The organism is Sphingomonas sp. IC4-52 (assembly GCF_020707225.1).
In the GTDB taxonomy this organism is placed as follows: Bacteria; Pseudomonadota; Alphaproteobacteria; order Sphingomonadales; family Sphingomonadaceae; genus Sphingomonas.
In genome coordinates this window covers 317,485-341,480 of the sequence record NZ_JAJFEU010000003.1, presented here as the reverse complement: position 1 = coordinate 341,480, position 23,996 = coordinate 317,485, and the positions used below count along the sequence as shown (strand labels likewise).

At 64.4% G+C, this 23,996-nt stretch carries 20 protein-coding genes; 11 read left to right on the top strand and 9 right to left on the bottom strand.

Going from position 1 to position 23,996, the window contains the following annotated elements; translation table 11 throughout:
- The first annotated feature begins 14 nt into the window (after nucleotides 1-14).
- From rpe to purH, 3 genes are all read left to right on the top strand, one after another.
- Nucleotides 15-674 carry a ribulose-phosphate 3-epimerase gene (gene rpe, locus LK535_RS10555; RefSeq protein ID WP_227771855.1) on the top strand — a complete coding sequence of 220 codons (660 nt, stop codon included), beginning with the start codon at nucleotides 15-17 and terminating at the stop codon, nucleotides 672-674.
- Nucleotides 671-2,407 (top strand): heparinase II/III domain-containing protein, encoded by a 1,737-nt coding sequence (locus LK535_RS10550; RefSeq protein WP_227771854.1) that lies wholly within the window; start codon nucleotides 671-673, stop codon nucleotides 2,405-2,407. The genes rpe and LK535_RS10550 overlap by 4 nt, the downstream gene beginning before the upstream one ends.
- Nucleotides 2,408-2,542: 135 nt before the next feature.
- The gene (purH, locus tag LK535_RS10545) at nucleotides 2,543-4,114 is read left to right on the top strand and encodes a bifunctional phosphoribosylaminoimidazolecarboxamide formyltransferase/IMP cyclohydrolase (protein ID WP_227771853.1); all 1,572 of its coding nucleotides are present in this window, start codon (nucleotides 2,543-2,545) and stop codon (nucleotides 4,112-4,114) included.
- Between the two features lie 198 nt (nucleotides 4,115-4,312).
- Here purH and LK535_RS10540 read toward each other — a convergent pair whose 3' ends face one another.
- The 4 genes from LK535_RS10540 to LK535_RS10525 form a co-directional block, all read right to left on the bottom strand.
- Nucleotides 4,313-5,011 carry a TonB family protein gene (locus tag LK535_RS10540; RefSeq protein WP_227771852.1) on the bottom strand — a complete coding sequence of 233 codons (699 nt, stop codon included), beginning with the start codon at nucleotides 5,009-5,011 and terminating at the stop codon, nucleotides 4,313-4,315.
- An 84-nt stretch (nucleotides 5,012-5,095) separates the two neighbouring features.
- A complete protein-coding gene (locus LK535_RS10535; protein ID WP_227771851.1) occupies nucleotides 5,096-6,184 on the bottom strand; it encodes an MBL fold metallo-hydrolase in 1,089 nt (362 codons plus the stop codon).
- 237 nt (nucleotides 6,185-6,421) lie between these two features.
- Nucleotides 6,422-7,099 (bottom strand): DUF1013 domain-containing protein, encoded by a 678-nt coding sequence (locus LK535_RS10530; RefSeq protein WP_227771850.1) that lies wholly within the window; start codon nucleotides 7,097-7,099, stop codon nucleotides 6,422-6,424.
- 125 nt (nucleotides 7,100-7,224) lie between these two features.
- Nucleotides 7,225-7,881 carry a LysR substrate-binding domain-containing protein gene (locus LK535_RS10525; RefSeq protein ID WP_227771849.1) on the bottom strand — a complete coding sequence of 219 codons (657 nt, stop codon included), beginning with the start codon at nucleotides 7,879-7,881 and terminating at the stop codon, nucleotides 7,225-7,227.
- A 182-nt stretch (nucleotides 7,882-8,063) separates the two neighbouring features.
- Between LK535_RS10525 and LK535_RS10520 the strand changes: the two genes are divergently transcribed.
- Together LK535_RS10520 and LK535_RS10515 are read left to right on the top strand one after the other, a co-directional pair.
- Nucleotides 8,064-12,665: a GAF domain-containing protein gene (locus LK535_RS10520; RefSeq protein ID WP_227771848.1), complete on the top strand. Its 4,602-nt coding sequence runs from the start codon at nucleotides 8,064-8,066 to the stop codon at nucleotides 12,663-12,665.
- Entirely contained in the window at nucleotides 12,662-13,423 is a 762-nt protein-coding gene (locus LK535_RS10515) for a LytR/AlgR family response regulator transcription factor (RefSeq protein ID WP_227771847.1), read from the top strand. Before LK535_RS10520 ends, LK535_RS10515 begins: the two co-directional genes overlap by 4 nt.
- Here the strand turns inward: LK535_RS10515 and LK535_RS16810 are convergent, their stop codons facing one another.
- The 3 genes from LK535_RS16810 to pabB all read right to left on the bottom strand — a co-directional run bounded on the left by LK535_RS16810 (nucleotide 13,424) and on the right by pabB (nucleotide 16,797).
- Nucleotides 13,424-13,555, bottom strand: a complete 132-nt coding sequence (locus tag LK535_RS16810) for a hypothetical protein (protein WP_265334160.1) — start codon at nucleotides 13,553-13,555, stop codon at nucleotides 13,424-13,426.
- Nucleotides 13,556-13,787: 232 nt separating this feature from the next.
- Entirely contained in the window at nucleotides 13,788-14,987 is a 1,200-nt protein-coding gene (locus LK535_RS10510; RefSeq protein WP_227771846.1) for a pyridoxal phosphate-dependent aminotransferase, read from the bottom strand.
- Nucleotides 14,988-15,012: 25 nt separating this feature from the next.
- A complete protein-coding gene (pabB, locus tag LK535_RS10505; RefSeq protein WP_227771845.1) occupies nucleotides 15,013-16,797 on the bottom strand; it encodes an aminodeoxychorismate synthase component I in 1,785 nt (594 codons plus the stop codon).
- Between the two features lie 142 nt (nucleotides 16,798-16,939).
- Here pabB and LK535_RS10500 point away from each other — a divergent pair, with 142 nt between their 5' ends.
- The 6 genes from LK535_RS10500 (at nucleotide 16,940) to grxD (ending at nucleotide 21,994) form a co-directional block, all read left to right on the top strand.
- The gene (locus tag LK535_RS10500) at nucleotides 16,940-17,617 is read left to right on the top strand and encodes an MBL fold metallo-hydrolase (RefSeq protein WP_227771844.1); all 678 of its coding nucleotides are present in this window, start codon (nucleotides 16,940-16,942) and stop codon (nucleotides 17,615-17,617) included.
- Nucleotides 17,618-17,708: 91 nt separating this feature from the next.
- The gene (gene thiL / locus LK535_RS10495) at nucleotides 17,709-18,599 is read left to right on the top strand and encodes a thiamine-phosphate kinase (protein ID WP_227771843.1); all 891 of its coding nucleotides are present in this window, start codon (nucleotides 17,709-17,711) and stop codon (nucleotides 18,597-18,599) included.
- A 220-nt stretch (nucleotides 18,600-18,819) separates the two neighbouring features.
- Nucleotides 18,820-21,006 carry a sodium-translocating pyrophosphatase gene (locus LK535_RS10490; RefSeq protein WP_227771842.1) on the top strand — a complete coding sequence of 729 codons (2,187 nt, stop codon included), beginning with the start codon at nucleotides 18,820-18,822 and terminating at the stop codon, nucleotides 21,004-21,006.
- Nucleotides 21,007-21,077: 71 nt separating this feature from the next.
- On the top strand, nucleotides 21,078-21,401 hold the full coding sequence (locus LK535_RS10485) for a DUF1476 domain-containing protein (protein ID WP_227771841.1): 324 nt from the start codon (nucleotides 21,078-21,080) through the stop codon (nucleotides 21,399-21,401).
- A 1-nt stretch (nucleotide 21,402) separates the two neighbouring features.
- Nucleotides 21,403-21,636 carry a BolA family protein gene (locus LK535_RS10480; RefSeq protein ID WP_046409109.1) on the top strand — a complete coding sequence of 78 codons (234 nt, stop codon included), beginning with the start codon at nucleotides 21,403-21,405 and terminating at the stop codon, nucleotides 21,634-21,636.
- 31 nt (nucleotides 21,637-21,667) lie between these two features.
- Nucleotides 21,668-21,994: a Grx4 family monothiol glutaredoxin gene (gene grxD / locus LK535_RS10475; protein WP_227771840.1), complete on the top strand. Its 327-nt coding sequence runs from the start codon at nucleotides 21,668-21,670 to the stop codon at nucleotides 21,992-21,994.
- 483 nt (nucleotides 21,995-22,477) lie between these two features.
- Here the strand turns inward: grxD and LK535_RS10470 are convergent, their stop codons facing one another.
- Both LK535_RS10470 and LK535_RS10465 read right to left on the bottom strand, forming a co-directional pair.
- Nucleotides 22,478-23,086, bottom strand: a complete 609-nt coding sequence (locus LK535_RS10470) for an NTP transferase domain-containing protein (protein ID WP_227771839.1) — start codon at nucleotides 23,084-23,086, stop codon at nucleotides 22,478-22,480.
- The gene (locus LK535_RS10465; protein WP_227771838.1) at nucleotides 23,073-23,996 is read right to left on the bottom strand and encodes an XdhC family protein; all 924 of its coding nucleotides are present in this window, start codon (nucleotides 23,994-23,996) and stop codon (nucleotides 23,073-23,075) included. The genes LK535_RS10470 and LK535_RS10465 overlap by 14 nt, the downstream gene beginning before the upstream one ends.

Here is a 23,996-nt window from a genome sequence, read left to right as displayed (position 1 = left end):
GAGCGAGTGAACCGTTGAAGCCAGTCCGTATCGCCCCGTCGATCCTTTCTGCCGATTTCGCCAAGCTGGGCGAGGAAGTGCGCGCGATTGACGCGGCGGGCGCGGACTGGATCCACATCGATGTGATGGACGGGCATTTCGTCCCCAACATCACGATCGGCCCGGCAGTGGTTAAGGCACTCCGCCCGCACACGGCGAAGCCGTTCGACGTGCATCTGATGATCTCGCCAATCGATGCGTATCTGGATGCCTTTGCGGAGGCGGGGGCAGACACGATCACCGTCCATCCGGAGGCGGGCCCGCACATTCACCGGTCGCTCCAGCACATCAAGTCGCTAGGCAAGCGTGCGGGCGTTGTCCTGAATCCGGCCACGCCGGCCAAGATGCTGGATTACATCGTCGACATGGTCGATCTTGTGTTGGTGATGAGCGTCAACCCCGGGTTTGGCGGCCAGAGCTTCATCGACAGCCAGCTGCGCAAGATCGCGGCGATCCGGAAGATGATTGATGCCAGCGGCCGCGATATCGACCTTCAGGTGGATGGCGGTATCGATGTGCGTACGGCTCGGCTGGCAGTTGACGCCGGTGCGGATGCCTTGGTTGCGGGCACGGCTACTTTCCGCGGTGGCCCTGATGCCTATGCCGACAATATTCGCGCGTTAAGGGGCGCATGAGCGAACGGACGGACGATCTTTCCACTGCCGACGGGATCGACGAAGGCAAGCGGCTGGTGCGCGTTGGCGGCGACAAGGGATTGTCGCTTGCCGAGCGCCTGACCGATCGCTTTCACCGCCTGACCTGGCGCACGCCGATCCACGGCTTTCGGCTGAAGGGTCGTTATCCGCTCAAGCTGATTGCCGTTCCCGACGACCCCCTGTTCGGCGATGTGGCGCGCGGTCAGGCGCTGCTGGACGGCCACCTTCTCTACCGGGGCGAAAGCCATCAGATTGCCGGGCTCGATCTGCGCAGCTTCTCGCCGTCGCCCGCATTTGCCGAATATCTCCATAGCTTTGCATGGCTTCGCGATCTTTCGAGCGTCGCCACGCGCGCTCAAGGCGCGCCGATCGCCGAGGATCTGATGGAGCGGTGGCTCGCAGCTCATGCGGACCGGATCACCGCACTCGCCTGGCGCCCGGATCTCTGGGGGCGGCGGATCCTGTTTTGGACGTCTCACGCTCCGCTGATCCTGTCCTCGACGGATCTTGTGTACCGATCCAAGGTCTTGAACGCGCTCGCGCGAGGGGCGCGGCATGTTGACAGCAGTGCGGACAAGGCCTCGCCGGGGCCGAACCGGGTCGCCGCGTGGTGCGGGGTCATTGCCGCCGGGCTGCTCATTCCCGGCGGGGATCCGCGCAAAGCTTTCGGCGAAGCCGGCCTCGCAAGAGCATTGGGAACGGCACTATCGGCCGACGGCGGGGTCGTTAGCCGCTCCCCCGAGGCACTTCTGGAGACTATCGGCCTGATCGTCACGCTACGTGAAAGCTATGCTGCCCGGCGCCAGGATCTGCCTGGCTTCGCGCAAGAAGCCCTATCGCGGATGGTCCCGGCGCTCCTTGGTACGTGCCATGCCGATCGCGGGCTGGCGAGTTGGCAGGGCGGAGGGCCAGTCCCGGCAGATCGCGTGGCGCAGGTGATCGAGGCGAGCGGGGTGCGTGCACGGCCGCTCCGGCAGGCCCGGGATTGGGGCTATCAGCGGTTAGTGGCGGGCACCACCGTGCTTCTGGTCGATGCAGCCCCGCCGCCGATCGCGCGGGTGCTGGAAGGTGGTTGTGCCTCCACCTTGGCCTTTGAGCTTTCGGACGGGCCGTCCCGGATCGTCGTGAACTGCGGCGGAGCGCGGTCGGCGGTGCCGGCATTGCCGCGGGGCCTGATTGAAGGTCTGCGGACGACCGCCGCCCATTCCACCCTGACGCTTGCCGATACCAATTCTACGGCCGTCCATGCCGATGGGACGCTGGGCCGGGGCGTGGCGGAAGTGGAACTCACCCGCCAGGAGTCGGAAAACGCCAGCCGCATCGAGGCGAGCCATGACGGCTATGTGCGCCGCCATGGGTTCGTTCATCGCCGGCAACTGATTCTCACCGCTGACGGCAAGGAGCTTCGTGGCGAGGACGTGCTGCTGCCCAAGGGGCGAAGGCGGCAGCCCGGGCCATCCCCCTTCGCCATTCGTTTCCACTTGGGGCAAGCGGTCGAGGCCTCTCTGACGGCCGACGGACTGGGGGCCGTATTGCGCGTCCCCGGCGGCGCCATGTGGCAGTTTCGCACCCGCGGCGAATCGCTGACGATCGAGGAAAGCCTTTGGATCGATGGTGAAGGCCGGCCCATTGCCACACAGCAACTGGTGATCGGCGGCGCGGCCGAGGCGGGCGGGGCGACCGTCGGATGGCTACTGAAGCGGGCGCGCTGATTAAGGCTCCCCTCCCGGCGAGGGAGTGAGTAGGGGAGGCGCGAGCCCGTGGCATTCCCGGCCCAGCCGGTGGCGTGTCACCTGACGTCCACCCACCAGCCCCTCCTCCCGCGCAGGAAGGGCAGCAGGATTACCATGACCTCCATCACCATCCGCCGTGCCCTGCTTTCCGTTTCCGACAAGACGGGGATTGTTGATCTTGCCCGGACGCTCGCAGGCCGAGGCGTAGAACTCGTCTCCACTGGCGGCACCGCCAAGGCGCTTCGCGACGCTGGGCTCGACGTGCGTGATGTGTCCGACCTGACTGGCTTTCCCGAGATGATGGACGGCCGCGTCAAGACGCTTCACCCGATGGTGCATGGTGGTCTGCTTGCAGTGCGTGACGATGCCGCGCACGCGGCGGCGATGGAGGAGCATGGGATCGGAGCGATCGATCTCGTCGTGGTAAACCTCTATCCCTTCGCGCAGACGGTGGCCAAGGGCGCTGACCGGCCGGAGGTGATCGAGAATATCGACATAGGCGGGCCCAGCATGGTTCGCTCAGCAGCGAAGAACCACGCCTATGTCGCGATCGTCACTGATCCTGCGGATTACGCAATCGTCGCGCGGGGCGAGACCACGCTCGAAGAGCGCAAGCGGCTGGCCGGCAAGGCCTTTGCGGCGACCGCGACCTATGACGGCATGATCGCCAGCTGGTTCGGCCTGTCCGACCAGGACGAGCAATTTCCGGCGACCCTGCCCTTCACGCTCGAGGCCCCGACCGTGCTGCGCTATGGTGAAAACCCGCACCAGCAGGCGGCTTTCTACCACCACGCTGGCCCGTCGACCCCCGGCATTGGCCAGGCGCGGCAAATGCAGGGCAAGGAGCTTAGCTACAACAACCTGAACGATGCCGACGCCGCGCTGGAACTGGTGAGCGAGTTCCGCGATGCGGAGCCGACCTGCGTGATCGTGAAGCACGCCAATCCGTGCGGTGTGGCGACCGGCGCGACGCTGGCCGACGCTTATGAGGCGGCGTTCGCGTGTGACACCGTATCGGCGTTCGGAGGCATCATCGCGCTCAACCGCCCGCTGGATGCAGCAACTGCCAGAGCGATCACCGGGATCTTCACCGAAGTGGTCGTGGCGCCGGACGCCGATGAGGAAGCAATCGCGCTGTTTGCGGCAAAGAAGAACCTGCGCTTGCTGCTGACCGGTGGCCTGCCCGATCCGGCGCGCGGCGGCCTTACGGCGAAGACGATCGCGGGCGGCTGGCTGGTGCAGTCACGCGACAATGGCGTTCTGAGCGATGACATGCTGAAGGTGGTGACCAAGCGCCAGCCGACCGCGCAGGAACTGGCGGACTGCCGCTTCGCCTGGACCGTGGCGAAGCACGTGAAGTCGAACGCGATCGTTTATGCCAAGGACGGCAGCACCGCCGGAGTCGGCGCAGGGCAGATGAACCGGCTGGAGTCGGCCCGCATTGCGGCGTGGAAGGCAAAGGATGCGGCCGATAAGGCCGGTTGGGCCAGCCCACGCACGATCGGTTCGGCAGTGGCGTCGGATGCGTTCTTCCCCTTCGCCGACGGCTTGCTCGCTGCTGTCGAGGCGGGCGCGACGGCAGTGATCCAGCCCGGCGGCTCCATCCGCGATGCTGAGGTGATCGCGGCGGCCGACGAGGCGGGCCTCGCGATGGTGTTCACCGGCATGCGGCACTTCCGGCACTGATCAGCATAGACCGCCGTCCGTGATCACGGGCGGCGGCACTTGGCTCGGGTGTAGAATGAAGCCGTGGGCTTTCTGCCGCGATCCAGAGGCCGCGATAAACGAAGTGCTTCTCGATTGATGCCAAAAGAACGAGCGGCGGCGTCGGAGCATACCGCGCCTGGCGGCCGAGCCATCGGGAAATGACACCGAACTAACGGGTCATGGTAAGGCCGCCCCTTTCAGCGCGTCATCAACCAAAAGAGCCAATCTAGACACGCGAAGCCCCCGGATCGGCGTGTTGTCGGCTGCGCGAATTTTTGGTGGCGGAAGGAGTTGAGAAGCCAGCTTACATGCTTGTCGATCTATATCCGCATCCCCGCTAGATCTCTCGATTCCGCAACTTTCAACCGTGCCATCTGCTGACACTATTTGGCGGACGGAGAAATCAGCAGCCTTTTTGCCCGAGGCTAACGCCTGAACGGTTGCGACCACGTCATAGCTACTAGTCAGCGGTGCTTTGGTATCCCACGCGATCCGACGCGTGTGTTCGCTGGGGATCGGGTTTCCGTGTTTATCAAGCGCTGGTTTGAACCTTCCCTTACGCTTCATCAACAAGCACGCCCGTTCATCAAGAGACGGCGTGCCGCTGGAACGGACTATCTCGCAACGGTAAACCGCGCCTGTCGCATCCACCGCGATAGAGAAATTGACGGTTCCTTTCTGACCCTTGTCGAGCGCATCGCTTGGGAAATCTGTTGCCTTGACCCAGTTGGCGGGGCGGATCGCGGTTGGTCCTGCGCTAAGATCAGCGGGACCCGCGAGTTTCGCATCAGCAGGGCTGAGCATGGCTGTTGAACAGAGGCCGAGCAGCGCACTGGCGCTTAATTGTGCAGGCGTGATCTGCCAATTTGAACTCATGCCGGTTGCACCAGCATTCGAAAGGCGAAGAGATCGCTACTTGTGGGGTTCGAGTGTCGGGTAGGTATTAGCACACAGCTTCCACTAAGCGCGCGCGAACCACCACACGCCGTTCTTTACCTCGCGCACCGCTCGCCCTTCGAGCTCCAGGCGGCGCAGGTGCGCAAGCGCCTCGCCAGTGGCCATGCCGATGACGTCGAGGCCGATCGGGCGGCGGAAGAGGACTTTGAAGCAGTCGACTGCGCGGACCGGGCCGCTTGCCATCAGGTCCACGATCGCGTTGAGGCGATCGAGATGTTCGTCGCGCAAGGCGTCGAGACGGGTGTGCAGGCCGTAGAAGGGGTCGCCGTGCCCGGGAAGGACCAGCAGGTCGTCGGGCAATTGCTTGAACCGCTCGATCGAGCGCAGCCAGTCGCCAAGGGGATCCTCGTTGGTCTGGCTGACGTGCATCGAGACGTTCGAGCTGATCTTGGGCAGCACCTGATCGCCGGCGACGAGCACGCGGCGGTCGTAATCGACGAGGCAGGCGTGCTCCGGACTATGGCCGCTGCCGGTGACGACGTGCCAGTCGCTGCCGCCGATGCGCATCACCTCGCCGTCCTGGATACGGGAGTAGCAAACCGGCATCCGTGAAATCGCCTTGCCGAAGCTCGACCAGCCGCGTGCCTTGCCGTGCGCCACTTGCTCCTCGTCCCAGCCAGCACCCTGCCAAAAGGCGACCTGTTCCTCGGGTACTTCGGACTGGGCATCGGCCGAAAGCATGCGGACCATCAGCCACTCGGTGCGCGTCATGACGATCGCCGCGTCATCGAATTTGCGCGAAAGCCAGCCTGCGAGGCCGACGTGATCGGGGTGCATGTGGGTGCACAGGATGCGGCCGATCCGGCTGTCGGCGAGCGGCCCGTCAAGAATCGTGCGCCACGCCTCCGTGCAGCGCGGACTGGCGGTGCCGGTGTCGATCGCGAGGAGATCGGGGCCGTCGTCCAGGATCAGGCCGTTGACGTGCTTCAGGGGACCGGACATTGGGACGCGCCACCAGCGGATCCCGTCCATGAGGCTGAGCAGCTCGCCCGGCTGCGGCCCGCGATCGCCGAAGGGGAAGGTCAGACCGGCGGAGCTGGTGGGCGTCAGGCCCTCATCCCCGATCAGCGTGCGTAGATATGCCGTCGCCATGCAGCGACGCTATCAGCATAACAATCGTTACGTCGAGAGTTTAGTTGGCGTTCGCGCGGCATCGCGGCGCTACACCTCGAGCGGGAACAGCGGGTAAGCACCGCAGTAACGGCGCCAGCCCGCCGGTTACCGCCCGATGCCGATCCGTTATTTTCGGGACGGCCAAGTGCCGCCCTCACCGACGCGGCGGTGCTTGCCGGAAGACCGGCCGCAACCACCGCGCGGTGGCAAGTGACATTAGCGCCGGAACGGATCGTCGAACAGCGGGCGATCCTCGCCGCCTTCGCCGCCGGCCAGTTCGGCGTCGCGGGCCGCCTGCTCGCGCTCGGCACGAAGCTGCTCGATCAGGGCTGCGCGATCACCGTCAAGCCGGGTGTCGGTGGGCTGCGGCTCGGAGCCGGCGCCCTTGGCTGCCTTTGCCACCGCGGCATCAAGCTCGCGCTGGGTCGTCAGGCCAAGCGTCACCGGGTCCTTCGGCGTGATGTTGCCGATGTTCCAGTGCGTGCGATCACGGATCGCCGCGATTGTTGTGCGCGTCGTGCCGATCAGGTTCGAAATTGCGCCGTCGCTGATTTCCGGATGATTGCGGATGATCCAGGCGATGCCATCCGGCTTGTCCTGGCGCTTGGATACCGGCGTGTAGCGCGGGCCCTTTGTGCGGCGGACCTGCTCCGGACCCTTCGTCATTTTCAGGCGATAATTCGCATCGGCCTGACCTTTGTCGATCTCAAGCTGGGTCAGCTCATGCGCGCGCACCGGATCGCGGCCGGTCAGCTTGGTCGCCGCCGTGTCATCAGCGATCGCCTGCACCTCAAGGACATGGAGGCCGCAAAACTCGGCAATCTGCTCAAAGGTGAGCGAGGTATTGTCGACCAGCCAGGAAGCGGTCGCGTGGGGCATGAGCGGCTGGGCCATGCGTGAATGCCTTTCGGTATAAACAAATAGGGCCGCCCCTTACCGGAGCGGCCGCTTAACCTGCTGTGACTTAATGTGCCCGGAGGGCAAGGGCAAGCACTGTCCGCCTGATCCGCCCGACTCGGTTAGTTCCGCGGTTCGCGGCTGGCGGTCAGCAAGTCGAGCAACGTGTCGAGCGGCGGAGCGCCATCGCTCGCGTGCCAATGAGCGCGGAGGCGAAAGCTGGCGCGTGCGTCGGCCAGCGGCCGCACCACCAATGGTGCGAGGCTGGCATCAACCTGGCTTTCGCATAACAGGGCAATACCTTCCCCTGCCGACACCCGCTCCAGCAGTCGATCGTTGCGCGGGTCCGCGATGATCCGTGCGGGAGGCGTGCTTGCGAACAGCCGCTCGATCAGGAAGCGATTAAGCTGCGCCCGGTTGCGATCGCGGGAGATCAGCAGCACCTCCTCCCTCAGCAGCGCCGCGTGAATCGAGGGGGCGACCGCAAGCGGGTGATCCCGGCTCATCGCCACAACGGCATGGTCGATCCAAAGGTTGGTGTGCGCGAGCTCCTCCACCGGCTCGCACGGACAGATGGCGATGGCGATCCGCCTTGCCTCCACGGCGGGAAGCAACTCGCCAAGACTCATGTCATGCACGCCGACGGCAACATCGGGGTGGGTGGTGGTGAACGCCACCAGCGGTTCCGCCAGTCGGTCGCGGCACAGCGAGGCGAAGCACCCGATCGCCAGCGTGTGGGAGGAGCGGTCGCCGGCGGTCAAAGGGAGCAGAGGGTGCATCGCGTGAAATACTGCCTGAAGGCAGCATCTTACGGGCGCTCCCTGCGACGAGTGCGACCAAATCGCGACGAACACGATGGCTGGATCGCTCGAACGGTTGCTCCCCTATGCGCATTTCGAGCAAGCGGTGCTAGGTTGTCAAAAAGCACAGACCAAGCAGAGGTGGGGAAAGGGCAGATTGCGTGCGGCATGAAATCTTCTTCCGCGCTGTTGCCGATGCGATTCGGGATGAAACCGATCCGTCGGCAATACTGGCGACTGTTTCGGACATGCTGAGACGCCACCTGCACGTGGCCCGTGTAATCTATAGCGAGAGTGAGCCAGGACCGGATGGTCCATTGTTCGACGTGCGACGGGACCAAGCAGATGGACTGCCCGATGCCACGGGGCGTCATCTGTTCCCGCCCGCATTTGATCCGCTGTTCGCTCGCTTCACCGCGGGCGAAACCGTCGTCAGCCACGACTTCACCGTGACCTCCGGCCCGATTACGGTCGGTTTCCGCGATTACATGGCAGCGATCGGAGTGCGGTCCGGCTTTGCCGTGCCGCTGGTAAAGGGCGGGCAGCTGCAGGGCGTCCTCACGGTGCAGCATGACGCGCCGCGCCGCTGGATGCGTGACGAGATCGCGCTGGTCGAGGCGCTGGCGGAACGGACCTGGGCAACGCTGACCCGCGCCCGTGCGGAAGAAAAACTGCGCACCCGAGAGCGCGACCAATTGTTTCTGCTGCGCTGGAACGATCGCGTGCGTACGGCCGACGAGCCAGCGGCGATCATGAGCATCACGGTTGCGATGCTGGGCGAGCATCTGGGCGCAACTCGCGCCTGCTGTGCGACGATCGAGATCGATCCCGACCGGCCGGGTGCCAGCGACGCAAGCCGCTACGCTGTCGTAGCCGATTGGACCAATCGGGAGCAGCCGGCGATCGCGCGATCCTTTTCGGCGAGCAGTATTCCCGAGGCTGTGCGCCGCGCGTATCTGGCCGGCGAGATGTTGATCAGCGCGGATCTCGCGCATGACGAACGCTTCGCTACCGAAGACTTCGAATGCGAAACTGCGCGCGAGGCGGGTGCCCGCATCGGGGTACCTTTGACGCGGGGAGGTGTGCTTCAGGCGATCCTCTCGATCGAACAGGATCGGGAGCGTCATTGGCGGCGAGCGGAGATCGCGCTGATTGGCGAAGTTGCGGATCGGATGTGGGGGCTGTTGGAGCGGGCGCGCACGGAGCAGGCGCTGAAGGCACGCGAACGGGATCAGGCGTTTCTGGTAGAATGGTCCGATGCGCTGCGCTCGCTGAGTGCGCCCGAAGACATCATGCCGGTGACAATGGAGCGTCTGGGACGTCACCTCCATGCTACCCGCGTCACCTATGCCGAAGCGGACGAGGTGGAGCGTGTCTTCCAGACATGCTGGGACTGGTGTGATGGCTGTCCCAGCCTGATCGGCACGCGCGTGTCGCTTGCCGCCATCGGGGAGCAGGCGCAGCATGAATGGCTCGCAGGTGAGACCGTCCGCTATGACGATGTCGCCAGCGATCCACGTACGGACGAAAGCGACCTCGCGATCTATGCTGCGCGCCAGATCGGCGCCTTCGTCAGCATTCCGTTGATCCGGCACGGCAGGGTCGCCGCCATACTCTCGGTCCAGTCAAGAACGCCCCGGCGCTGGCGTAATCATGAGATTGCCCTGATCCGCGACATGGGAGACCGCACCTGGAACGCATTGGAACGCGCGCGGACCCAGGCCGAACTGGCGAAACGGGAGCGGGATCAGGCGTTCGTTATTGCCTGGAGCGATCGCCTGCGCGCCGAAACATCGGTCGAGGTGATCGTTTCCACCACCCTTGCCGCGCTGGCGATGCACCTCGGTACCGCGCGCGCGAATTTTGCTGAGCCGGTGGCTGAACGCGGATTTACCGTTCTGCACGAATGGCGCGACGTCATCGGCAGCACCAGCGCCGTCGCTCGGCCGGCAGTCAGCGACGCTGTGGAGGCGGCGTATCTCGCCGGTGAACCTGTTGTCGCGGGGGACGTGGATACCGATCCGCGCTTCGACGAAGCCGCGCGGCAGCGTTATCGCGACGTGGATGCCGTCACCTTTGCGGCGGTACCGATGGTGCGCGGCGGCGTGACACGGGGGCTGTTATCCATTCAGGATCGCCAACCGCGGGACTGGTCCGACCGGGAAGTGCAGTTGCTACGCGAGGTGGCGGACCGGCTGTGGACGATGCTGGAACGCGCGCGGGCAGAGGCATCACTGATGCATCGCGAACGCAACCAGGCATTTCTGGTCGAATGGAGCGATCAGCTGCGCCAGCTGACCACTGCCGATCAGGTGATGGCGGTGACCTTGGAGCGGCTGACCCGCTATCTCGGCGCAACCCGAACCACATATTCCGTCGCGACCGGGGTGGAGCGCGAGTTCGTGGTGGTGGCCAATTGGTGCGCCGGGGTCAACAGTGTGGTCGGGCGTCGGTTTTCAGTTTCTCAGGTTTCCCAATCCATTGCCGAGCAATGGGAGGCGGGTCGCATTGTCCGCTATGACGATGTTGTCGGCGATCCCCGTGTTCTTCCCGGTCGCGAGGCCTATTACGATGAGATCGAAGTGCGTGCCTTCATCACCGTGCCGTTGGTGGTGGAAGGCCAGATGCGTGCCTCGCTTTCGGTTCAATCGGTAGTGCCGCGGCGGTGGCGTGACGCGGAGATCCAGCTGATCCGCGACGTTTCGGAACGGTTGTGGATTGCGCTCGATCGGGCCCGTGCACTCGCCGAGTTGCGGCAGCGCGAACGGGATCAGGCTTTCCTGATCGGGTGGAGCGATCTCGTGAGGGACGAGAGCCGGGCTGCCGCCATTCTGTCCATCACCCTTGAGCGTGTGGGCCGGTATCTGAATGTAGCGCGGGCGAACTACGCGGAAAGCGATGCTGACGGCGGTGCGCTTCAGGTGATCAGAGAATGGACTCAGCAGGGCGCCCCGGCGTTGCTGGGCACCCATTTCCCTCTGACGGCGCTGGGTGAGCGGCTGATGCACAGCCACCTTTCCGGTGAGCCGGTGGTGGTAAACAGTGTCGAGCTCGACGACCGCTTCGACGACCACAACCGGCCCTTGTTCCAGGATCTGGGCATCGGAGCGCTGATCAGCGTGCCGTTGGTGCGGGCCGGCCGGGTCGCCGGCGTCCTTTCGCTGCAACAGGCGGAACCGCGAGAATGGCGCGGGAGCGAAATCCGGTTGCTGCGCGAAATCGGCGATCGGACCTGGGCCACGCTGGAAAGGGCACGATCCGAGGAAAAGCTGAATGAAAGCGAGGCGCAGCTGTCGGCGTTCATGGAGAATGCGCCGGTTGCGATGCACCTGAAGGATGGGGAGGGCCGGTATATTCGCGTCAACCCGGAGCTGGCGCGCGCGACTGGGCTGCCGGCGGAACAGCTGATCGGGCTGACTCCGGCAGACGTATTCACGCCAATGCTGGCGCGGGAAGTAGGGCGGCTGGAGCAGCGTGCGCGTGGCGGGGAAACGGCGAGCGCGGAACTCGAAACCGGGCTTGCCGACAGCTATGCGTCAATTCTTACCATCAGCTTTCCCGTACCCGGCGGAAGCGGGGCGGCGCGCACCGGCGGCTTCACCATCGACCTGACGCAGCGCAAGCGAGCGGAAGAGGCGCTCGCCCGCAGCCGTGAGGCGCTCTACCAGACGGAGAAGCTTTCGGCGCTCGGATCGCTGCTCGCCGGGGTCAGTCACGAGCTCAACAACCCGTTGTCGATCGTCGTTGCCCAGGCGGTGATGATGGAGCGTCAGGCCAAGGGCAGTGATTTGGCCGAGCGAGCCTTCAAGATCCGCAAGGCGGCTGATCGCTGCGCCCGCATCGTGCAGACGTTCCTGGCGATGGCCCGTGCCAAGGAGCCGGAGCGTCGCCCGGTTGACCTGAACCAAGTCGCGATGGCAGCACTCGACCTGGCAGAATACGGCCTCAAGACCGAGGGTGTGAGGGTAGAGCGCGCATTCGACGAGGCGCTGCCGCAGATTGCAGCTGACGCCGACCAGCTGCACCAGATCATCATCAACCTCTTGATCAACGCGCAGCACGCGCTCGCGGACCAACCGGGAGAGCGCGTGGTGACGATCACCACGTCGCCGGGACCAGAGCCGATGACGGTCGTGCTTGACGTGGCCGATAATGGTCCGGGCATACCCGAAGCAGTGCGCCGGCGTATTTTCGAGCCGTTCTTCACAACAAAGACACAGGGCGAAGGTACCGGGGTTGGGCTTTCGTTTTCCCAAGGACTGGCGGAAGCGCACGGTGGACGCCTGTCCCTGCTGCCCACGAAAACCGGTGCCACATTCCGCCTGACCCTGCCGGTTGATCCGCAACAGACGCTTGGCCGCGTCGAGCCGGAGATGTCGCAGCTTCCACCCGCGACCCAGCGGCGCGCGCTCGTGGTCGACGATGAAGCGGAGATTGCCGAGTCACTGGCCGACTTCCTGTCACTGGAAGGCTTCACCTGTGAGGTCGCGGTCGGTGGACGAGCCGCAAAGGCGCGGCTCGCGTCCGGCGACTTCGACCTTATCGTCAGCGACCTGCGAATGCCGGATGTCGACGGGCCCGCGCTTTACGCCTTTGTGCGTGAAACCCGGCCCGACCTCGCCACCCGCATGGCCTTTTCGACGGGGGACACGCTGGGGGTATCCGCTGCCCGCTTTATCGCAGACGCCCAGCGGCCGGTGCTGGAGAAGCCGTTCGTTCCGGAGGCTGTGCGTCGCTTTCTGAACCAGATGGAGCTGGCATGAACGAAGCAACCCCGCACATCGTCCTGGTTGATGACGAAGAGGATCTGCGAGAACCTACCGCCGCTTACCTCGCCGACCAGGGGCTTGCGGTGTCGGAGGCGAGCGGCGGGCGTGCGCTCGATCTGATCCTGGCCGAGCAGCCGGTGGATCTGGTGGTGCTGGACGTGACGATGCCGGAGGAGGACGGTTTCTCCATCGCTCGCCGGCTGCGCGCGTCGGGACTGCCGCTCGGTATCGTAATGCTGACGGCGCGTCGCGACGTAATCGACCGCGTGGTCGGGCTTGAGTTGGGCGCGGACGACTATCTGATGAAACCGTTCGAGCCGCGCGAACTGCTGGCGCGGATCCGCTCGGTGCTGCGCCGGATCTCCGCGGTCCCGGTGCCGGCGCGGGACACGCAGACGGCACCCGTCAGCGTGCCCGAGAGCGGGTATCAGACGGAGTTCTGGATTCCCACTGGCCGCGGACAAGTGCGGGTGGCGGTGGAGGCGATCGAGTGGATCGAGGCTGCCAAAGATTATGCGCTGCTACACACCGCGGAGCGAAGCTACATGATCCGGGTGACCATGAGCGCGCTTGAAACAGCCCTCGACCCCACGCAACTCATGCGAGTGCACCGATCAGCCTTTGTGCGGCCGGATGCGGTGCAAGCGATGAATCAGATCGGTCGACACACGACGCTCGTGTTGAAATCAGGGGCGAGCGTTCGCGTCGGTCCCCAGCACGTCGGCGAGGTGCGTCACCGGCTCAAGCCGTGATCAGCGCACCTGCTCGACGGGCACGCCGGTGACCGGATCAGTGGCGGGCGTGAGGGTGAACAGGCCGATCGCCCCAAGCACGAAGCCGCCGGCGAACTGCCACACGAAGCTGGACTTGAACAGGCGGGTCATAAGCGTACTCTGTATCTCTTTGCTGTTGGAGCGGACCTAGCCGCCTCGTCCTGAACCGCGGCTTGGCCGGCTGTTCATCGATCGTTCGGCATATAGGGCCGGTTCGCCGACGTTGAATGACCAAGGCGGAAAGCAACCGTTTCCGCGCTGAAACCATTCGTGGCCGGGCCGTAAGTAAAGCGACGACCGCCGTCCCACTCGGGCCGGCGGCCTGACCCTCGCAAAGGGTTAGTCAGCGGAGCGCGCTACACGCCTGCTGGATGCGTGTGCATGCCTCGCGAAGAATTTCGTCGCTGGTGGCATAGCTGATGCGCATCGCAGGCGAGAGCCCGAAAGCAACGCCCTGCACGGCGGCAACCCGCGCATCTTCCAGCAGATAGCCGACGAAATCGCTGTCGGTGGCGATTGTCTGCCCCTTTGGCGTCGTCTTGCCGATCAGGCCCGACACTTCGGGATAAACGTAGAAGGCGCCTTCCGGGGTGGGGCAGTTGATCCCATCGACGGCGTTCAACATGCTGACCACCAGATCGCGACGTACCTTGAACGCCGCGTTGCGCTCGGCCAGGAATGACTGATCGCCGTTCAACGCCGCGGTCGCCGCTGCCTGCGCGATCGAGCAGGGGTTGCTGGTCGATTGCGACTGCAGCTTGGCCATCGCCTTGATCAGCCACTGGGCGCCGCCAGCGAAGCCGATACGCCAACCGGTCATCGCATATGCTTTGGAGCAGCCGTTCACGGTCAGCGTGCGCTCGTAAAGCGATGGGCAAACCTGCGCGATCGTGGCGAACTGGAAATCATCATAGACGATATGCTCATACATATCGTCCGCGAAGATCCAGACGTGCGGATGGCGTTCCAGCACCTCACCCAGCGCCTTCAGCTCGGCGGCGGTGTAGGCGGCGCCGGTCGGGTTCGAAGGCGAATTCAGGATCAGCCACTTGGTACGCGGCGTGATCGCAGCCTCCAACATCGCCGGCGTCAGCTTGTAGCCATGTTCCGGCCCCGCCGCGACAACGATCGGGGTGCCGCCGGCGAACTGAACGACATCGGGATAGCTGACCCAGTAAGGCGCGGGCACGATCACCTCGTCGCCAGCCTCAACGGTTGCGACGAGCGCGTTGAACAGGGTGTGCTTGCCGCCGACGTTCACGCTGATCTGCGCCGGCGTGTAATCAAGGCCATTGTCGCGCTTGAACTTGGCCGCGATCGCGTCCTTCAGCTCAGGCGTGCCATCGACGTTGGTATATTTCGTCTGACCGCGACGGATCGCCTCGATTGCCGCTTCCTTGACGAAATCGGGCGTATCGAAGTCGGGCTCTCCGGCGCCGAGTCCAATGACGTCGATCCCGGCGCGCTTCAGCTCCTGCACCTTGGTGGTGATCGCCAGCGTAGGCGACGGGCTGATGCGATCGAGCGCGGCAGAAGTCTTCATCGAGCGGTTCCTTTCGGCGCCGCGGCTATAGCGACGGGTTTCCCGCTTTCGCAACTGCAACGAAGGCTGGAATGAGGCCTCGCAGAGCATTTCCCAACAACAGTCCCCCGGTCAGGTCCGCCGGTGACAGATCCTGCTCCACGGCCCGCCCGCTCTCAAGCAAGTCTTCCCTGAGGACGCCGGGGAGTAGGCCACGGGCAAGTGGCGGTGTGATCAAGCGGCCATCCCTTTCCACGAAGACGTTGGTGAAGCTGCCTTCGGTAATCATGCCGTCGGGATCCACGAACACAATTTCGTCAGCGCCACTGGCGTGCCGCGCATTATCGTAGAAGGCGCGATCGCTTGTCTTGTGCCGCAGCCGGAAGTCGGACGGCGCAACAGGCAGCGGTGCCAAGGCGACGCGAAGGGGCTGTGGAAGTGCGGGAGGCACCGGGGCGATTTCGATGGAGATCCGGCCCATACGGCTGGCAAGCAGGCGGACGCGAGCCGGCTTGCGCAGCCGGAAGGTCGCTGCTTGCAGTTCATTGCGGGCGTCATGACGATCGAAGCTGAACCCGAAGGCCGCGGCGCTCGCCTTCATTCGGGCGAGATGACGCTCAACCAGCAGAATGCCCGCTTGCGGATCGAAGCGCATGGTTTCGATCAGGTCCGGATCCCGCTGGCCGTGGGTTAGAAATGCTCCTTTTGCGAGGGCTTCGTCCCACTCGGCTTCCGGCAGACTATCCGCGACGATGCCGCCGCCCAGTCCCACGACGGCCTGGCCGCTTTTACCCGCGACATGAAGCGTTCGAATTGCGACATTAAATTGTGCGTCGCCATCCGGCCCGATCGCGCCAATCGTCCCCGTATAGGCGCCTCTCGGCGCGTCCTCGATCTGGGCGATCACCTGCATGGCTCGGATCTTTGGCGCACCGGTGATCGAGCCGCAGGGGAACAACGCCGACAGTACATTGATCGCGTCAGCGCCAGGCGACAACTCTGCCGTCACCGTCGATGTCATTTGGTGAACGGTTGGATATGGTTCCACGGAAAACAGCTCAGGCACACAGACGCTGCCGGGAACAGCGACCTTCGACAGATCATTGCGCATGAGATCAACGATCATGAGGTTCTCGGCGCGCTGTTTATCGTCCGAGGCAAGGCTGCGGGCGAGCTCGACGTCGCGATTTGCATCGCCGTCGCGACGCACGGTGCCTTTCATCGGCCGGCAGCGAAGGGCGCGGCCCTCAAGATTGAAGAACAATTCGGGCGAGAAGGACAGCAAAGTGTCAGACCCGGTGTTGACGATTGCGCCCCATCCCGCCTGGGCCCGCTCCCGTACCGCCGCATAGAGCGCCAGCGGATCGCCGGCGAAGCGGACCGTGGCGCGAAAGGTGAGGTTTGCCTGATAGATGTCGCCGGCGGCAATGAGACCAAGCACCTCCTGCAGCATGGCATCATATCGTTCCCGCGATACCTGCGGCTGGGGTTCGCCGATCCATACGCCGGTGGCGGGGGGAAGCAGCGGGGGAACGGAGGGTATCTGCTGGTAGCGCTCGAACAGACCGAACCAGAGCAGCGGCGTCGGGCAATTTTCGTGCACGCCGGCCAGTGATTCAAAGGCAGGTCCTGCTTCGTAAGACAGGAACCCTGCGGCATGGTGACCGGCTGCAATCCCGCGCCGAATCTTCGCCAGAGCGGGTTGAACTTCGGGCAGGGTCGCTGCCTCAATGATTGCGACCGGATCGCTATACAGCCGTGCGGGCGCGCTGCCGGCACGAGCATCGTCAAGCAGCACAAAAGGCGCGGCGAGCGGCATAGGTACGGCCATGCCTTTCCCTTCGCTCGCGGGCAACCCCGAGCATCTGCCTTGCGGCGCGGGCGAATGGCGCGCTAGCAGTTAACGTGTGGCCGATAAGCCGCGCGACTGATGGCGCCCTGCTATCGCTTGCGCCCGGTGCGAACGAAGGAACATGTCAGTGACCGATCCTGCGACCGAACCCGCCCTGCGCGCGATGATCGTGCCGGTCACCCCGATTGAGCAGAATTGCACCATCATCTGGTGCACCAAGACCAAGAAGGGTGCAGTGATTGATCCAGGCGGTGATCTTCCGCGGATCAAGGCGGCCGTCGCTCAGGCCGGCATTGCCATTGAAAAGATTCTGCTGACCCACGGTCATATCGACCATGCCGGCGAAGCAAAGCCGCTTGCCGAGGAGCTGGGGGTGGAGATCGAAGGCCCGCATGAGGACGATCGTTTCTGGCTGGCGCGGCTGGGCGAGGATGGCCGCAACTGGGGGATCCGCGGCGTGCCGTTCGAGCCGAACCGCTGGCTGGTCGACGGCGACACGGTGACTGTCGGCGAGCTGACGCTGGACGTATATCACACCCCGGGCCACACGGCAGGGCACGTGATCTTCCACCATGCGCCTTCCAAGTTTGCGCAGGTGGGCGACGTGCTGTTCCAGGGTTCGGTCGGCCGGACCGACCTTCCGCAGGGCAATCACAAGATGCTGATCAACTCGATCGTGACCAAGCTGTGGCCGCTGGGCAGCGACACCGCGTTCATCCCTGGCCATGGCAAACCTTCCACGTTCGCGCATGAGCGTCAGTGGAACATGTTCGTCAGCGACGAGGCCTTGGAGGCCTGATTTTCCCGGGCAGGCGCAGCGGTTTTCGGCTAGCTGCCGTGGCCGACACAAGCTGCCCAGGGTATCACGCCGAGACGATGGAGGTAGCGGGTTGACCGAGGCCGAGTTCATTGCGGCTCTGCGCCGCCTTCCGCTGCACAAAGGCGCGCTCGGCCTTGGGGATGATGCGGCCCGGCTGGGTGCTTTCGTAGTTACAACCGATACGCTGGTAGAGGGGGTCCACTTCCTGCCCGACGATCCCGCGGGAGACGTCGCATGGAAGCTTGTCGCGGTTAGCCTGTCCGATCTGGCCGGAAAGGGAGCGGTGCCGGAGGGGGTGCTGCTCAACTATCCCTTGTCGAAGGGCGGATGGGACCGGGCGTTTCTTGCTGGATTGAATGCCTGCCTAAGCGTTTTCAACTGCCCTTTGATTGGCGGGGATACCGTGTCTCTGCCGCAAGGTGCGCCCCGCGTGCTGACCGTCACCGCGTTTGGGCGTGACGCAGTAGCGCCGGCGCGCGCTGGTGCGCAGGCTGGAGACGGCCTTTGGGTCACGGGCACGATCGGCGATGCCGGGGCGGGCTTGTCAGTTGCTCGATCCGGGAAAGGGCCGGAAGCGCTGCTCGCCGCCTATCGCCGCCCGCGTCCGCGGCTTGCGGAAGGGCGCGTGCTTGCACCGCTGGCGCATGCGATGATGGATGTGTCCGATGGGTTGCTGATCGACGCTTGGCGAATGGCGGTTGCGAGTGGCCTCGCGGTGACCATCGCGCTTGATGCAGTGCCGCTTTCCGCGGCGTACCGCAATTTTGTCGGCGACGATCCCCTTCCGGCGGTCACGGCTGGCGACGATTACCAGCTTTTGTGCGCCTTGCCGCAGGACCAGCGGCCAACCGGCCATGCAACCTGCATCGGCACTTTCGCACCCGGCACGGGGCTCAGCCTGACCCTCCATGGCGCTCCCGTTCCTCTCCCGCGGCGTCTTGGCTTCGAACATCGGGCGTAGCCAATAGATCTGCCATTGCGGGTAATTGACGAGGCACTGTTTCGCCACTTCGTAGCCCGAGCGCCGGTTGTTCCGGCATTCGTGCAGGATCGCCGGGGCGAGCTATACTTGCGCTTTCTTTCGGTGTGCGTAGGCTCCCGTTCCAGAACGATAATCATAGGAGACCGGCGGTTACCGCCCGAAGGCGGGGCCGACCGGCCACGTTAGGGGAAGGAACGCGATGACCACGGTCTATATCGCCATCCTCTGCGGCCTGCTGGCCGTGGTCTATGGCATCGTCACAAGCCAGCAAGTTCTTCGAGCGTCACCCGGTAACGAACGGATGCAGGATATTGCATCCGCTATCCAGGAGGGGGCGAAAGCCTATCTGGGTCGGCAATATACGACCATCGCGATCGTCGGTGTGATCGTCGCGATCATTCTGGCGGCAACGCTGGGTACCTTGTCGACGATTGGTTTCCTGATCGGCGCAATCCTTTCCGGCGTGGCCGGGTTCGTCGGCATGAACATCTCCGTACGCGCCAATGTGCGCACGGCGGAGGCAGCGCGCGGCACCTTGCAGGGTGGCTTGACGATGGCGTTCCGTTCCGGCGCGGTGACGGGCATGTTGGTGGCGGGGCTAGGGTTGCTCGCGATCGCGGGCTTCTTCTGGTACCTGACCGGCCCGGCAGGCTACGCCCCCAATGCACGCGAGATCGTCGAGGCGCTGACGGCATTGGCGTTTGGCGCATCGCTGATCTCGATCTTCGCGCGACTGGGCGGCGGCATCTTTACCAAGGCCGCGGACGTCGGCGCGGATCTAGTCGGCAAGGTCGAGGCAGGGATCCCCGAGGACGACCCTCGCAACCCAGCCGTCATCGCGGATAACGTGGGCGACAATGTCGGTGATTGCGCCGGCATGGCCGCCGATCTGTTCGAAACCTATGTCGTGACACTGGGCGTCACGATGATTTCGATCGCGCTGCTGATCCGGGCGCCGGGCGCGGAGCTGATGAACCTGATGAGCCTGCCCCTGATCGTCGGCGGCGTGTGCATCGTCACGTCCATCATTGGAACCTACATGGTGCGGCTGGGGTCCAAGGGGTCCATCATGGGCGCGCTCTACAAGGGGTTCTGGACCTCCGCGCTTCTCGCGATCCCGGCGATCTATGTGGCAACCCAGATGACGCTCGGCGACCTGAATGCGCCGATCGGGGCGGCCGGATTTCTCGACGCGCCCTCGGATGCGGTGACCAGCGGCTTGGGTGATCTGGCCGCGACAGGCGTAACCGGAGCACCAGCAGCCGATGCTTTCACGGGCATGGACCTGTTCTGGTGCATGTTGATCGGGTTGGCGGTGACCGGGCTGATCGTGTGGATCACCGAATATTACACGGGCACCAACTATCGCCCGGTGAAGTCGATCGCCCGCGCCAGCGAAACCGGGCACGGCACCAATGTGATCCAGGGTTTGGCGATCAGCCTTGAAGCCACTGCGTTGCCGACGGTGGTGATCGTCGTGGCCGTGGTAGCCGCCTACAAACTTGCCGGCATCATCGGCATCGCCTTCGCCGCGACGTCGATGCTGGCGCTCGCTGGCATGGTGGTGGCACTGGACGCTTATGGCCCGGTCACCGACAATGCCGGTGGCATTGCGGAGATGGCGGGGCTGGAGGACGAAGTCAGGCACAAGACGGATGCACTGGACGCGGTCGGCAACACCACCAAGGCCGTGACGAAGGGATATGCGATCGGTTCGGCCGGGCTGGCTGCGCTCGTTCTATTCGGTGCCTATACTACTGACTTGCAGACGTATTTCCCCGACATTCAGGTCGATTTCAGCCTGAGCAATCCATATGTGATCGTCGGCTTGCTGCTCGGCGCGCTGCTGCCCTACCTGTTCGGTGCGTTCGGTATGACTGCGGTGGGGCGTGCCGCAGGCAGTGTCGTGGAGGAGGTGCGTGATCAGTTCCGCAACAATCCCGGCATCATGGAGGGAACCAGCCGCCCCAATTACGGGCGCACGGTAGATCTGGTTACCCGCGCGGCGATCAAGGAAATGATCGTGCCATCATTGCTGCCCGTGCTCTCCCCGATCCTGCTGTACTTCATTGTCACCGCAGTAGACGGGCAGGCCTCCGGTTTCGCGGCGCTCGGCGCGATGCTGCTGGGCGTGATCGTCTCGGGCCTGTTCGTCGCGCTTTCCATGACAAGCGGCGGTGGCGCCTGGGACAATGCGAAAAAATACATTGAAGACGGCAACCACGGCGGCAAGGGATCGGAGGCTCACAAGGCCGCAGTGACCGGTGATACTGTCGGTGATCCTTACAAGGACACCGCCGGCCCGGCGGTGAACCCGATGATCAAGATCACCAACATCGTGGCGTTGCTGCTGCTAGCCGCGCTTGCAGGGGCAGGCGCTGGCTAAGCAGGCTCACGATATTGCGTCAGGCCGCTGCGCTGCCTATCCCGTCACCAAACAGGAGCAGTGCAGCAGCCATGACGACCTTTGACGATCGCGAGCGCGCGTTTGAAACCAAGTTCGCCCGGGACGAGGAAATGGCGTTCCGTATTATCGCGCGGCGCAACCGCCTGCTGGGTCAGTGGGCGGCCGAGTTGATGAAGCTGACGCCGGAAGAGGCAGACGCTTACGCCAAGACGGTGGTCCATGCCGATTTGGAAGAAGCGGGCGACGCCGATGTCGTGCGCAAACTGGTTGGCGATCTGACCGCAGCGGGCGTGGACATGAGCGAGGCTGACGTCCGCAAGGCGCTGGACAATCAGACTGTCGAGGCGCGCCGTCAGTTGATGGAGGCGCAGTAACGTGCCGATGGCAGCGGACGAGATCGCGGCCCTGATCCGCGAAGGCATTCCCGATGCCGAGGTGGAGATTACGGACTTGGCCGGAGACGGCGATCACTATGCGGCACGGGTCACGGCCGCCTCGTTCGCAGGCATGTCACGCGTAAAGCAACATCAGGCAGTATATGCGGCGCTTGGCGGCCGAATGGGCGGAGTGCTGCACGCCTTGCAGTTGACGACGGGCGTGCCGAAATAACTGCCAGCCAGCTTCCACGCGAGGATCGAAAATGACCGAAGATACCAACGCCCGCATCGACGCGGTGGTGAAGAACAATCCAGTGGTGCTGTTCATGAAGGGCAGTCCGCTGTTCCCCCAGTGCGGCTTTTCCAGCCGTGCGGTGGCGATCCTCCAGCATTTGAACGCCGAGTTCGAGAGCGTGGATGTGTTGCAGGATCAGGGCATCCGCCAGGGGATCAAGGCCTATTCGGACTGGCCGACTATCCCGCAGCTGTACGTGAACGGTGAATTCGTCGGCGGTTCGGACATCATGATGGAAATGTACGAGAGCGGCGAACTGGCCGAGTTGCTGAAGGATACGGCAAAGGTCGCCTGAGGCAGAACGAAGTCGGGTGCGGGCGGGGCCTCGCGAGATCGAAGTAGCGACGCACCCGCCCGACTGAAGCGCAATCATGCGCGATGCGAGACACAATGCAGTCCCTGTGCCAAGTGACTGCAAGCCGCGAATTTGCTGACAGGCGACGGTTAACGCCACTCAGCTGATCGCCTGACCTGTAAAGCGTTCCGACAGGTGAATTAGGCGGCTATGCGCGCGACAAATTGCGGTAGCGGCAGCCGCATTTGATACGCTTGAATAGCGCGCTGCGGCGTTGAGGATCCTCTGAACGCCAAGCGCATCGGTGGCCAAGTCTAGAAGGTCGGTCGCGGCCGTTGCGGTGGGCCATACGACCGTTCTAGGCGGTTACGTGTGGTGGCGGTCGGCTCTATCCCGGGCTGAAGAATGTCCGCTCTGTGCCTGCCGAGAAGGCTGATCGATGGCAGCTTGCTGCGCGGCGCCAGGCTGCCACCAGAACGGCCGTTAGCGGTTTTCTTCTGCACCATTGTTGTAGAACCGTCGTTGGAAGGCGGCGAGGTCCGCGTGCGTATCGACGTCGATCAAGTCGGATGGTGCCGTGGTGACATGGCGCCCGGCGCGGATCAGGTCGCGGGCTCCTTGATCGCCGCGCAATGACAGCAATTGATCAAACATTTCCCGCCCGAACACAGCCGGCGGGCGGGGCGGAGTCTCGCCGTCCGTGGAGGCCACGATCGCCACGCTTCCTTCCGCCGCTTCGAGCAGCCGGCGCACATGGGCGGCGGTAATGCGCGGCATGTCGGCAAGCGCGATCAGCACGGCTGAGGCGGCGTGTTCCCTTGCCCGCTGCACGCCTAGCCGGATCGACGATGCCATATCGCCGACCGGATCGCGGTTCTCGATAATCTCAAAGCCTAGCGGGAAATAATCGAGCGCGGCAGTTCGCACGACTGCCAGTCGGGCGCGGAATGGCACTGGATCAAGTGCCCTCGCGACGTGAAGGCCGAGCGGCAGATCGCCAAATGGCGCGTCCAGCTTGCTAGTTTCTCCTTGGAAGCGCCGCGACCGGCCCGCGGCGAGGAGGAGGAGCGCGGTTTCTTCAGCCGCGATCATGCAAGGCCTTCACCATCGCGCCGGCAATGGAGAGGGCGATTTCGGCCGGACCGATCGCGCCGATGTCGAGCCCGACCGGGCCGTCGATCCGCGCCAGATCCTCAGGCGAGACGCCCGCCTCCGTCAGCCGCTGAAGCCGCGCCGCGTGGCTCTTCCGGCTCCCGAGCGCGCCGACATAGCCGGTGTTGGCAGCAAGCGCGGCGACGAGCGCGGGATCGTCGATCTTGGTGTCGTGGCTGAGCGTTACCACTGCTGTCGACGAGCCGGGTTTATACGCCTCCACCGCTTCGTCGGGCCAGCGATCGTCGAGCGTCGTATCGGGGAAGCGTTCCTCGGTGAGGAAGCGGCCGCGCGGGTCGACCACCACCGTCTCGATTCCGAGCGTGCGGGCGAGGCCGACGAGCGACTGGGCGATCTGCACCGCCCCCACCACGATCAAACGGCGCGGCGGATCGTAGCGGTTGGCGAAGATCTCGCCGGTCTCGACGGGGCGCAGGTCGCTGTGGCCGGTCGAGAGGTCTGTCGCGATCGTCAGTGACTGGCCTTCCGCGCGCGCTTCGACGATGCGGTCGAACAGTTCGGGGTCGAACCCCTCCGCCGAGACCGGCTGCACCATGACGCTGATCTCGCCGCCGCACGGCAGGCCGACCTCCCACGCGCTGGCATCGGCGACGCCATATTTCTTCACCGCGAACGGGCTGCCGGCGATCACGCGCGCGGCGGTGTCGAGGATGTCGCCCTCCACGCAGCCGCCGGACACCGAACCTTCGAAGCGGCCGTCTTCGTGCACCAGCATGTGACTGCCGCGCGGGCGGGGGGCGGAACCCCAAGTGGAGACCACCGTGGCGAGCGCCATGCGGGCGCCCTTCCACGATTGAGCCGCGGAGAGGACGCTGTCGTTATCGGCCAT

Bases quoted from the DNA above. Each gene is read 5' to 3' on its own strand.
- pabB (WP_227771845.1), bottom strand. From the start codon at position 16,797: ATGGCCGTACCTATGCCGCTCGCCGCGCCTTTTGTGCTGCTTGACGAT.
- LK535_RS10525 (WP_227771849.1), bottom strand. From the start codon at position 7,881: ATGCACCCTCTGCTCCCTTTGACCGCCGGCGACCGCTCCTCCCACACG.
- LK535_RS10530 (WP_227771850.1), bottom strand. From the start codon at position 7,099: ATGGCCCAGCCGCTCATGCCCCACGCGACCGCTTCCTGGCTGGTCGAC.
- LK535_RS10535 (WP_227771851.1), bottom strand. From the start codon at position 6,184: ATGGCGACGGCATATCTACGCACGCTGATCGGGGATGAGGGCCTGACG.
- LK535_RS10515 (WP_227771847.1), top strand. From the start codon at position 12,662: ATGAACGAAGCAACCCCGCACATCGTCCTGGTTGATGACGAAGAGGAT.
- LK535_RS10510 (WP_227771846.1), bottom strand. From the start codon at position 14,987: ATGAAGACTTCTGCCGCGCTCGATCGCATCAGCCCGTCGCCTACGCTG.
- purH (WP_227771853.1), top strand. From the start codon at position 2,543: ATGACCTCCATCACCATCCGCCGTGCCCTGCTTTCCGTTTCCGACAAG.
- grxD (WP_227771840.1), top strand. From the start codon at position 21,668: ATGACCGAAGATACCAACGCCCGCATCGACGCGGTGGTGAAGAACAAT.
- LK535_RS10540 (WP_227771852.1), bottom strand. From the start codon at position 5,011: ATGAGTTCAAATTGGCAGATCACGCCTGCACAATTAAGCGCCAGTGCG.
- LK535_RS16810 (WP_265334160.1), bottom strand. From the start codon at position 13,555: ATGACCCGCCTGTTCAAGTCCAGCTTCGTGTGGCAGTTCGCCGGCGGC.
- LK535_RS10470 (WP_227771839.1), bottom strand. From the start codon at position 23,086: ATGATCGCGGCTGAAGAAACCGCGCTCCTCCTCCTCGCCGCGGGCCGG.
- LK535_RS10465 (WP_227771838.1), bottom strand. From the start codon at position 23,996: ATGGCCGATAACGACAGCGTCCTCTCCGCGGCTCAATCGTGGAAGGGC.
- LK535_RS10485 (WP_227771841.1), top strand. From the start codon at position 21,078: ATGACGACCTTTGACGATCGCGAGCGCGCGTTTGAAACCAAGTTCGCC.
- LK535_RS10490 (WP_227771842.1), top strand. From the start codon at position 18,820: ATGACCACGGTCTATATCGCCATCCTCTGCGGCCTGCTGGCCGTGGTC.
- LK535_RS10500 (WP_227771844.1), top strand. From the start codon at position 16,940: ATGTCAGTGACCGATCCTGCGACCGAACCCGCCCTGCGCGCGATGATC.
- LK535_RS10550 (WP_227771854.1), top strand. From the start codon at position 671: ATGAGCGAACGGACGGACGATCTTTCCACTGCCGACGGGATCGACGAA.